14 protein-coding genes are annotated in these 10,142 nt (G+C 54.3%); 13 read left to right on the forward strand and 1 reads right to left on the reverse strand.

All coding sequences use genetic code 11. From position 1 onward, the window contains the following. Positions 1–3: 3 nt before the first annotated feature. The 10 genes from LKX83_RS16830 to LKX83_RS16875 all read left to right on the forward strand — a co-directional run bounded on the left by LKX83_RS16830 (position 4) and on the right by LKX83_RS16875 (position 6,316). Positions 4–417, forward strand: a complete 414-nt coding sequence (locus LKX83_RS16830) for a DUF2634 domain-containing protein (RefSeq protein ID WP_227883450.1) — start codon at positions 4–6, stop codon at positions 415–417. Further along, complete coding sequence (locus LKX83_RS16835) at positions 417–1,535, forward strand: baseplate J/gp47 family protein (protein ID WP_227883451.1); 1,119 nt, start codon at positions 417–419, stop codon at positions 1,533–1,535. The genes LKX83_RS16830 and LKX83_RS16835 overlap by 1 nt, the downstream gene beginning before the upstream one ends. Next, positions 1,522–2,094, forward strand: coding sequence for a YmfQ family protein (locus LKX83_RS16840; protein ID WP_227883452.1), 573 nt, complete (start codon positions 1,522–1,524; stop codon positions 2,092–2,094). Before LKX83_RS16835 ends, LKX83_RS16840 begins: the two co-directional genes overlap by 14 nt. Further along, entirely contained in the window at positions 2,094–3,377 is a 1,284-nt protein-coding gene (locus LKX83_RS16845) for a hypothetical protein (RefSeq protein WP_227883453.1), read from the forward strand. The genes LKX83_RS16840 and LKX83_RS16845 overlap by 1 nt, the downstream gene beginning before the upstream one ends. Before the next feature lie 14 nt (positions 3,378–3,391). Beyond that, entirely contained in the window at positions 3,392–3,805 is a 414-nt protein-coding gene (locus LKX83_RS16850; RefSeq protein WP_227883454.1) for a hypothetical protein, read from the forward strand. Positions 3,806–3,859: 54 nt separating this feature from the next. Then, complete coding sequence (locus tag LKX83_RS16855) at positions 3,860–3,997, forward strand: CD1375 family protein (protein WP_227883455.1); 138 nt, start codon at positions 3,860–3,862, stop codon at positions 3,995–3,997. A 69-nt stretch (positions 3,998–4,066) separates the two neighbouring features. Then, positions 4,067–4,414: a hypothetical protein gene (locus LKX83_RS16860; RefSeq protein ID WP_227883456.1), complete on the forward strand. Its 348-nt coding sequence runs from the start codon at positions 4,067–4,069 to the stop codon at positions 4,412–4,414. Then, entirely contained in the window at positions 4,414–4,743 is a 330-nt protein-coding gene (locus LKX83_RS16865; RefSeq protein ID WP_227883457.1) for a hypothetical protein, read from the forward strand. Before LKX83_RS16860 ends, LKX83_RS16865 begins: the two co-directional genes overlap by 1 nt. An 88-nt stretch (positions 4,744–4,831) precedes the next feature. Next, positions 4,832–5,452, forward strand: a complete 621-nt coding sequence (locus tag LKX83_RS16870; protein ID WP_227883458.1) for a glycoside hydrolase family 73 protein — start codon at positions 4,832–4,834, stop codon at positions 5,450–5,452. 123 nt (positions 5,453–5,575) lie between these two features. Further along, positions 5,576–6,316, forward strand: coding sequence for a DUF1906 domain-containing protein (locus LKX83_RS16875; RefSeq protein WP_227883459.1), 741 nt, complete (start codon positions 5,576–5,578; stop codon positions 6,314–6,316). Between the two features lie 73 nt (positions 6,317–6,389). Here the strand turns inward: LKX83_RS16875 and LKX83_RS16880 are convergent, their stop codons facing one another. Further along, positions 6,390–6,734, reverse strand: coding sequence for a DUF6054 family protein (locus tag LKX83_RS16880; RefSeq protein WP_227883460.1), 345 nt, complete (start codon positions 6,732–6,734; stop codon positions 6,390–6,392). A 151-nt stretch (positions 6,735–6,885) separates the two neighbouring features. Here LKX83_RS16880 and LKX83_RS16885 point away from each other — a divergent pair, with 151 nt between their 5' ends. The 3 genes from LKX83_RS16885 (at position 6,886) to LKX83_RS16895 (ending at position 10,142) form a co-directional block, all read left to right on the forward strand. Beyond that, positions 6,886–7,968: an AI-2E family transporter gene (locus LKX83_RS16885; RefSeq protein ID WP_227883461.1), complete on the forward strand. Its 1,083-nt coding sequence runs from the start codon at positions 6,886–6,888 to the stop codon at positions 7,966–7,968. A 126-nt stretch (positions 7,969–8,094) separates the two neighbouring features. Then, positions 8,095–8,883 (forward strand): hypothetical protein, encoded by a 789-nt coding sequence (locus LKX83_RS16890; RefSeq protein WP_227883462.1) that lies wholly within the window; start codon positions 8,095–8,097, stop codon positions 8,881–8,883. Positions 8,884–9,134: 251 nt separating this feature from the next. After that, on the forward strand, positions 9,135–10,142 hold the full coding sequence (locus LKX83_RS16895) for an S-layer homology domain-containing protein (RefSeq protein ID WP_227883463.1): 1,008 nt from the start codon (positions 9,135–9,137) through the stop codon (positions 10,140–10,142).

Below are 10,142 nucleotides of genomic sequence, written 5' to 3' on the forward strand. Positions count from 1 at the left end.
GAAATGGAGCAAGACGAACTGAGCGCCGAACCCGTATTCGGCAGAAGCTGGCGGTTCGACTTCGAACGGGGTGAATTCGTGCTGACGCCGACAGGCAAAGTCGCCTCCTCGGAAGGCCGAGAGGCTTGGTTGGAGTGGTGCAAAAAGGCCCTCATGACCGAGCGCTACCGATACCTGGCTTATTCGCGCGACTACGGACAGGAGTACGAGGACTACATCGGACTGGGCCTATCCCGCGCGGCGACGGAAAGCGAAATCCAACGGATTTCGACGGAAACGTTGATGGCGGACCCGCGCACCGCGAAGGTCGGCGGATTCACATTCCGTTGGGACGGCGACCGCTGCAGCTTCGCCTGTGAAGTGACGAGCGTTCGAGATGAAAACGGAACTTTACAAGGAAGTGTGGTGAATCGATAATGGCGGAATTGCCGGATTATTTGGCGGAACAGACGGAAGAAGCGATACTTCAGCGGATGTTGGGACGCATCCCAGCTGATGTGGATCGTTCGGAAGGATCCTATATTTGGGATGCTCTTGCGCCTGTGGCTTATGAACTTTTTCGATCTTCCGAGCAGGCAAAAGAAGTGTTGCGCAGAGGCTTTGCGTCAACTACATTCGGCCCCTATCTCGATCTCCGATGCGAAGAACATGGCATCGCGCGCCGCCCTGCGACGAAGGCGACTGGGAGTGTGAAATTTTTGGGTGCTGCAGGTACTATTCTTCCAATGAGGACGAGGGTAGCGACGGCTGCAGACCCGGTCACCAACTCGCCTTCGGTCGAGTTTGAGATAACAGGAAGCGAACCTGTGACGTTGGATGCGCAGGGACAAGCTGTTGTAAAGGTAGAGGCGGTCGATCCCGGAACAATCGGGAATGTGCCGGCTGGCGCAATTGTCATCTTAGTAACGCCTGTGCCGGGTATCACCGGTGTAAGCAATGAAGTGGGACTTTCCGGCGGTGTGAATGTAGAAAGCGACGAGTCCTTATTGGAGCGCTACCTGTTAAAAGTGCGCAGCCCTGGGACTAGCGGGAACAAGGCGGATTACGTGCAATGGGCGATGCAGGTCGAAGGTGTCGGCGGAGCACAGGTTCAACCCCTATGGAACGGACCGGGAACGGTCAAGCTGTTCGTGCTCGGCTCGGACAAACGCGCGCCTAGCCAGACTATTGTAAAGGCTGTGCAGGACTACATCGCACCGAATGCAGGTACGGGGGAAGGCAAAGCCCCGATCGGGGCCAGCGTTACAGTTGAAGCAGCAACGGAAGTGCCGATCAATGTGAGCGCCCGGTTGACGCTGAAGGCCGGAGCGACTTTGGAGCAGGCAGCTCTATCGTTTCAGTCGGAGTTAGAAGAATACCTTAAGAAGCTTGCGTTTACAGATTCGGTTGTTAGATATTCTCAAGTGACTGGCCTTCTGTTAGATAATCCTTATCTATTGGATTTCGATAGTCTTGTCATGAACGGCGGTTCTATTAATGTTCCCATTCAGCTCGGTCAAGTTGCTGTTAAGGGGACGGTAAATGTCAATGGATAATTCAAAGAAAAGCCAGCATGGCAACTTGTTGATCAATTCTCTTCCACCGTACTATGGAACATCTCGAATCATGCAGTCTCTGCAAGAATCACAAGGCTATGAGTTGGATGATCTCGATTATTCTTTGGATGAAGTGCTGAACCAGCTTTTTATAAACACCTCTACCTGGGGGCTTGCGACTTGGGAGCATGAGCTCGGCATTCCGTCTGATTCGTCGAAGCCAATCGATCAGCGTCGAAGTGTTGTGATGTCCAAAATTCGTGGAGTAGGTACGGTTACGGTGAGTTTGGTCAAGAACGTTGCGGAAGCTTATGATGGCGGGAAGGTTGACGTTACTCAATATCCGGAAAAACACAGTGTCACGATTAAATTCGTCGATACGCTTGGTATTCCGCCTAATTTGGACGACCTCAAGCAAGCCATTTATGAATTGATGCCCGCACATTTAGCTGTAAATTACGAATTCTCTTATTCTACTTGGCTCGATGTAAAACGTGCACAATGGAATTTGCTCTCGGAATTTACTTGGGGAGAAGTCAATACACGGAGGTGGAACTGATGCCGAATACGACAACGAACCTGGGTTTGAAAAAACCGCTTCTCAACGAAAATGCAGACATTACAGTCCTTAATGAAAATGCGGACAAGGTGGATCAGGCCCTTGGTCCGATGTCGTCTGTGCCAACGGCGGCGAAAAATGTGGCTGGGGCGATTACGGAGCTTTTTACCTCTGTCGGTAATGGGAAGACCGCGGTAGCCGCCGCTATTACCGACAAGGGCGTGGCAACGTCGCCGACAGATGCCTTCGCGACGATGGCGGCTAATATAAATTCGATTCGAGTCGGTATCGACACGAGCGATGCGACAGCTGCGGCGGGGGATATTCGCAGCGGAATAACGGCCTATGGAAAAGGTGCAATGATAAAGGGTACGCTGCCGGTTCTAGCTACTCAGGCCCAGACGGTTACCCCTGGGACGGCAGATATTATAAAAGGTGCGGGCATCTATGATGGGACGATTACCATCAAGGGAGATGCTGACCTGGTATCTGCGAATATTAAGGCTGGAGTCGATCTTTTCGGTGTCCAAGGCAAGGCTGAAGTCGTTGACACCAAGGAAACCTCTGCACCCGCATCTGCCCCGCAGGTTCTTTCGGGTAGGGTTGCTTATGTGAATGGGGCAAGACTCGCTGGCACCATGGCGAATCAAGCAGCACTTACTTGGGCTGTTAATGTTGCTTCCAATCCAACTGATTTGTATTTAAGAATTCCGCAGGGTGCATACCTTACCACAACCGCAGCTGGCTATCCTGAAATTAGATATATTGATAATAATTTCACTCCCGCTAATATTCGTGCTGGTGTTGGTATGCTTGGACTTACTGGTACATTTACAGGTGTTGCGGCTAGTGGTGTTACACCTACTGTTTATACAAATAGCAATCCCGTCTTTTCGTACTACAGTCGCTATGCGAGTTCTTATGATGGTCTTCCATACATGCAGTTAGTGACTAGTCAAAACTATATCGAGGTTGGCGGCCTTAATTTTAAACCATCAAGAATTTTGATGTTCGCTAATAAACCAGATGGTAGATATGCTTATACAACTGTCTACTATGGACAACAGATTGTTTCTAGTCTTGATCCATCTCTTAACATCGTATCGACTTCTGCTCTTATTACTGATCAAGCAAGTCAATATATGGGCGGCGTTATTTGGCGATGTTATTCTAATTGGAGTATTGATTGGGCTTATGTGGCTAATGGTGGGTTTAGGCTTCCTATTGGTGAGTTTGGTACTGCGACTAATGGAATGAGTGTTACTTGGTATGCATTTGCATAATAGGGGTGAAGTGAATGAAACAACTTGGACGAAAGATTTATTATGATCTCGCATCTGGTGATGTGATTTTTGCTACAGGTGAAATGCAAGGTGAAGTACGTAAAACTACAAATGAAGAAGATTTTCGGGTTTACCTTCCTTTGCGTGATAGGGTGCCTGAAACAGTTGGAGTATTGAAACTGGAATACGGACAATATCAGCAGGACTTCACCGCCTGCAGCGGGTACCGTGTAGACGTTAGCGGAATTGAACCAAAATTGACATTTTCATATCCGGATCCTTCCGATCCACAGGAACCGCAAGCTCCTCCAGTCTTCGTCCCGCCTTTGTCGACTGAGGTCGAGAGGCTGAAGTCTGAAAACCTCATCCTCATGGAAGCAGTAGCCGATCTATACGAGATGCTGCTAGCCCAGAAGGCGACAGTCTAATACGCGTTCTTCTCAACTCTTTTCCCAACAACCCAACAAAGGAGGCCATACCCCTTGGCAATCGCATCCGTATACGTTTCTCTTATCCTAGCGGGCCGCCGCGCGTTCGCGCAGGTCCCGGCGACGATCCAGCCGTCCGTGGAGGCCGAGCTGGCCGACATGGGGTTCGATACCGACGGTCACCCCCTCTAGTTCGTCGCGCGACCCACGGAACTTTCGCTGAATGGCGGGGCCTACTTCATTCCGATCGAGGTGAGGCGAATGTCTAGCGAGGAAGTGTTGTCCGAAATTCGGGAGCGCATGGTCCGAGTCGAGACGAAGATCGACAATATGAACGAAGTCAAAAAGATGGCCGAGGAGGCGAGGGACACCGCCAAGGAGTCCCTGCAGTCCACGCGCACGGCGAACCGTCAGATCGACGAGCAGAGCCGCCGCCTGGACGAAGCGGCCAAGCATTACGAATACGAGGTCCGGGCGCTCAACGCCCGGATCGACAGCGAGAACGAGAAACGGCGGGCGGGGCAGCGTTGGCTGATCGGCACGACATTGACGGTCATCGGATTGTTCCTGACCGCCATCGGTCTCCTCTGGAAGGTGGTGGCACCCTGATGGAATCCAGCCAATTGTTCACCTGGGAGGCGCTCTCCACGATGGGGGGCGCTTCTTTGTTGACCTTTTTTGTCGTCCAATATACGAAAAACTACCTGGACCGCGTCGCGGAAAAGCTGCCGACCGACCTGTTCGCCGTAGGGGTGGCAACGCTCATCCTGGTCGTCGCGCAGTTGGCGGCCGGGGCGAACGGGCGGGATTGGCGGCTGTATCTGCTATCGCTGGCCAACGGCTTCCTCGTGGCTGCCGCGGCGGGACAGATGCAGCACAAGGCGATGAACCCGCCCGGCGCCTCGAGCGGGGAAAAGGGCGGCCGGCAAGCCGAGTAGCCGAATGCCGCCGGACATCCGCCGTTCCGCGGACCGGGCGTCCAAGCATACGCTAATGACATGCACATTGGAGAAAGGAGGGAGACGCATGCCCGATTCTGCCGCGTTTATCGCGAAGATCGCCCCCGCCGCGCAGGCGGATCAAGCGCGCACGGGCATACCGGCGTCGCTGACGATCGCGCAAGCCGCGCTCGAATCGGCTTGGGGCACGAGCGGCTTGACGCGTCAGGCGAACAATCTGTTCGGCATCAAAGGCGCCGGCCCCGCGGGGAGCGTGACGATGTCGACGACCGAGTACGTGAACGGGCAGTTCGTGCAAATGCCGGCAACTTTCCGCGCGTACCGCAGCTGGAACGATTCGATCGCCGATCACTCCGTACTGCTCCAGACCAAGCGGTACGCAGCCGTTCTACGCGCGGACGGGCGCAAGGCAGCGAGAGCGGTCGCCACGGCTGGCTATGCGACCGATCCGCGATACGCCGACAAGCTCATCCAGCTCATGGACGAATACCATCTCTATGCCTACGATCAGACCGGCGTCGGCGAGCCGACGGTCCCTGCGCCCTATCGGATCGCGGAAGCCGACGCGGAGAAGATCATTCGCTTTTTGTCGGCCGGATGGGATGCAGCCGTTTCGCCGGCAGGGCGCGAGGAATACCACCGGCTGGCGAATGAAGTGCGGTCGTCGGCCGGTCTCCCCGGTCAGTAGCGCAGCAGTTGGTCCGAGTTTGCAAGGCAAGGTCTCTCCTGACGGACCGCCGGATGCAACCGGCAGCGCCCTCTCCGAATACCCTATGTCAGATGGCTGCGTCAGAAGGGAGGCAACGATGCAATGACCCAAGGAATTGACTGCTCCTCGCCGCTCACGGAGCAGACGGCAACAGCGATCGCGAAAGCGGGATACAAGTTCGCAGCACGATACTTGGTGCCGGATACGTACGCTTGGAAACGTCTGACTCCATCCGAAGCCCAGGCGATTACCGCCGCCGGCATGCAGATCGTCTCCGTCTTCGAGACGTCCGCCAACCGTCCGGAAGGCGGCGCGCCCGCGGGGCAGAGCGATGGGACCGCCGCCTACAAGGAGGCGCGGAGCATCGGTCAACCACTCGGGAGCACCATTTACTTCGCGGTGGATTACGACGCTTCCCCTTCGGATTTCAACGCGATCGAAGCTTATCTGCGGGCGGCTTCCGCCCAGATCCCGGGTTATCAGACCGGCGTTTACGGCTCTTACGCCGTCATCGAGGAGATGGCGAAGCGCAAGGCTTGCCGCAATTTCTGGCAAACATACGCCTGGAGCAGGGGCAAGACGAGCGAATCCGCCAACATCTATCAATACCAGAACAACGTCCAAGTGGTCGGCGTGACCGTCGATCTGAATCGATCGTTCGGCAACGAAGGCTGGTGGAATACGAACGGAGAGGAGGCGGTCACGATGACTGCGGATGACGCCAACAAGATCATCAAGTTCCTGTCGGCTGCCTGGTTCGCGGCGATCAACCAACAGGACAAGGACGAGTTCAACCGGCTCGCCAACGAGGTGCGCAAGGCGGCCGGCCTGCCTCCCCAATAACGCAATCCGCACCGGCAAAAAGGCTCCCGGCGGTCGTTTGACCGCACGGGAGCCTTTTTCCATCGTTGTTTATTCAATCCTCTTCCCGCCAAGCCGTGATGTCGTCTTCGAGAATGTCGGCGACGCTGCGGACGAAGTTGCTTCCCGCACCCCAGTCGATGTTGAAGAACAAGCCCTCGGAGCTTCCGGTGGCCACCGCCCGAACCTCGGTCTCTCCGCGCAGGCTATCCACGATGACGACGAGCGCCGCCCGGTTGCTCGTGCGGAAGTAGTACTTTTCAAATACCAAGGTTCCGATTCCCCGCCCGTCCCCCAGGTCATGATATTCCTCGTGCACCAATTCGGCGTCGTGCGAGTCCCTGACTTTCTCGAAGGCTCCATATGCCGATAGACCGACCGCGAATACCAATTTGCTCATCCGCCATCCTCCCATTCCTGCGTTTAAAGGTACCTATAATACGATTTCGTTTCCGAAATGTTTCGGCGCGTCTCGTTCGACAGGAGTTTCCAACAATCCGGCGAAGGTTATATCTAAAGAGGTAACCAAATTGAAAGCCGGGTGAACGTCTATGCCGCAGGGCAAATATTTCCGTATCGGATACGGCATCATCGTCGTACTGCTGATTATCCTTCTCGCTTCCAAAGTAAACTTTATTTTTCAGCCGTTTTTGAAAGTCTTGGAGACGCTGCTGCTGCCGATGCTGCTGTCGGTTATCATGTACTATTTGCTGCGTCCGATCGTCAATCTGCTGGAGAAACAGCGGGTGAACCGTTCACTCGCCATCGCGGTCGTTTATCTGGCCCTCGCAGCGCTGGTCACCTTTCTCATCATGCTGATCGGCCCGATCATCCGCACCCAGATCGACAGCCTGATGGACAATCTTCCCGAGCTCGTCAGACTAGCCGAGGCTCAGGTCGCGAAGCTCCAGCAAAACGAATGGGCGGCCAGGTATTTGAAGGAACACCAAATCGATCTGACTTCGAAGATCCCGGACCTCGTGAACGGCGTCATTTCGAATACCGGCAACGCGTTCAACAGCGTTATCGGCTTCGTTTCCAACATCGTCCTGCTGCTGTCGACGGTGCCTTTTATCGCCTACTATTTGCTGAAGACGGGGTACAAAGTGCCGGAATTCGTCATCAAGCTCGTGCCCGACAAGCATGACGAAGAAGCGAAACAGATCATGTACGAAATGGACTCCGCGCTCAGCGCCTACATCCAGGGGAAGATTCTCGTCAGCATCGGTCTGAGCATCCTGATGCTCATCGGCTATTTGATCATCGGACTGCCGTATGCGCTGCTGCTCGCGATCGTGTTCACGTTTCTCAACGTGATCCCGTACGTCGGCGTGCTGATCGGGGCGGTGCCGAGCGTCATCGTGGCGTTCATCGACTCGCCATGGATGGCTGTCGAGACCATCATCGTGATCGTGATCGCCCAGCAGATCGAAGACCGCGTCCTTTCCCCCCAGATTATGGGCAAAAAGCTTGATATTCACCCGCTCACGATCATCATCGTGCTCCTGTGCGTTGGCAGCTTGTTCGGTCTGCTGGGGATGTTTGTCGCCGTCCCGAGCTACGCGCTGCTCAAGGTCGTCGTCACGCACGTCTACCGGATCTGGCGTCTGCGCCGCATTGAGATCATCGAATGACAGTGATCGTTGGCGGCATTACCCTCTAGTCACGCCTAGCCTAGCTAGCTGCATATACTGGCAGCAACTAGGCACCATCTGCCGCCCTTCACGCGACAGATGGTCCGGACGAAGGGAGCGGTGGCCGTGCCGACGATACCGAACTTTCCGCAGGCGCTGCTGGATGAGCATATGACTTGGCATCATGCCAATCACGTAGACGATGTGACGAGATTGCCGCCGGGATACGGGCAGGCATTTTTGCAGTTTCACCGCCATTACATCCGCAAGGCGCTCGCGTGGTACAACCAACAGGGCTACGATCCTGCGCTGGTCGCGCCGTGGACGTCCGTGCCGGAACAGATTCGGCAATCGCCTTGCTACGATCAGCGGGCGGAAGCGCGGATTCTCTATCAGCCGCAGACGATTCGATCGGCCGAAGAGCTGGGGCGTTTGATCGAAGGCTCGGGCATGCACGGATGCATTCATCAGGGAGCGGCAGAGTTGTACGGCGACCCCGATCTTCAGGATTTTGACATTTCGCCTCGCAGCACGATCTTCTACAACATCCATGGCATGATCGACCGCTGGTACCAGAACTGGGAAGGGCTCGGCCGGTTCGCCGAGGGGTTGTCCTACTGGAACGGGCGCTTCGAGCGGAACGACGACGAGATGCTGCGCTACGTGCCGGAGGAGAGTCAATGGAAGCTGGGACGTCCTGAAGGGACGGAGCTCATATGGCGTACCGCCGGAGACAGCTCCGCATTCGGGCGTCTGGACGACGGCCGCCCTTTTCGCGTCTGGGATGCGGACGGCGACGGCCGGCTCGAGGTGCTCTTCCGGCAGCCGGCGGACGGCACCTGGTGGGAGGGGCGCGTCGTAGACGACACACTCGCATGGAGTCAGGTGCAGCTAAGCTTCGTGGAGTGGAAGTAGGACGAAAGTTGTTCGGGAGAGTGTGGATAGTTCGGAGGGCGGGGTTGAAAAGGTCATTCGGTACCGCGACCGACGTCCTGTTCCAAATCGAATGTTGACGAAAAAAGGGGATTAGACGTATAATATCCAAAAATAGGATAGCATCTTGCGAGGAAGCACCCGCAGACGAATGATAGACGTCTTCGTGCTTCCTTTTTTGCGTTATGAGGATTTTGCTTCCCTAAAGCTCATCAAACTTGGAGGGATTTATGATGAAAACAATGGCAAAAGCAACTGTCACTTTTAGTCTGGCTTATATTCTCTTTGCTGCTTCTGTTGCGGCAGCCACAGATGTCAAATTTACAGATGTGCCTCCGAAGCATTGGGCGAAGTCTTACATTCAAAGCGCGGTAGGGGTAGGTTGGATCGGAGGCTACGCAGATCAATCCTTCAAGCCGGAAAATAACATTACGCGCGCAGAGTTTCTTAAAGCGCTCATTGGCGCCATGAAATTCAATGTTACCGACGAAGACACGTCTTTCACGGACGATACCGGATGGTTCCGGCCGTACATTGCAACGGGTCTGAATCAAGGTGTCATTGTCGCCGGTGCGTATCCGAACGACGAGTTTAAGCCTAACCAAAAAATCACGCGCGGCGAAATCGCGGAGATGGCTGTACGGGCGCTTGGGAAAAACGATGAAGGGCAAAGCAAGGGATATGTGGCCGTGGCGAAGTCTCTGGGCATTTTGAGCGGCTACGCGGACGGCACGATGGGAGAAAACAAGAACGCGACTCGCGCCGAAGCAGTCGTCATGATCTCACGCGTACTTAATCCGGAATCGGCTCCAAAACCTCCGGTAAAAGTAACGGGCTTCCCGAAGACGACACAATCGATTATGGATATGGTTAACGCCGCCAAAAACAAATACGGTACCGTTGCAGAAGGCTTTGACGGGGCTGTCATTGTTCATTCCGGAAATGGTGAAAGCTACGATGATATAATATTCCAAATAATATACAATTCATCCAAAAAACTCTTACGCATTGAAATGTATGAAACAGGCGAAAAAGAGCTAGCTTTATTAAAAGATCTCTTAAAGGTTTATCTGCCTTCTTCCTATGAAAAAGCCTATAAGGATAGCGTCAGAGTAAGCAAGACCACCTATACTCCCGGTAACGATGAGAACCGTTCGGAGGCGAAATATGATAACCATAAATTTATAACGTATAAGCCCAATGACAATGTTGGTTTGTCGATTGTCATTTACGAGGAGTGA

It is taken from the genome of Cohnella baijiui (genome assembly GCF_020731285.1).
Taxonomy (GTDB): domain Bacteria; phylum Bacillota; class Bacilli; order Paenibacillales; family Paenibacillaceae; genus Cohnella.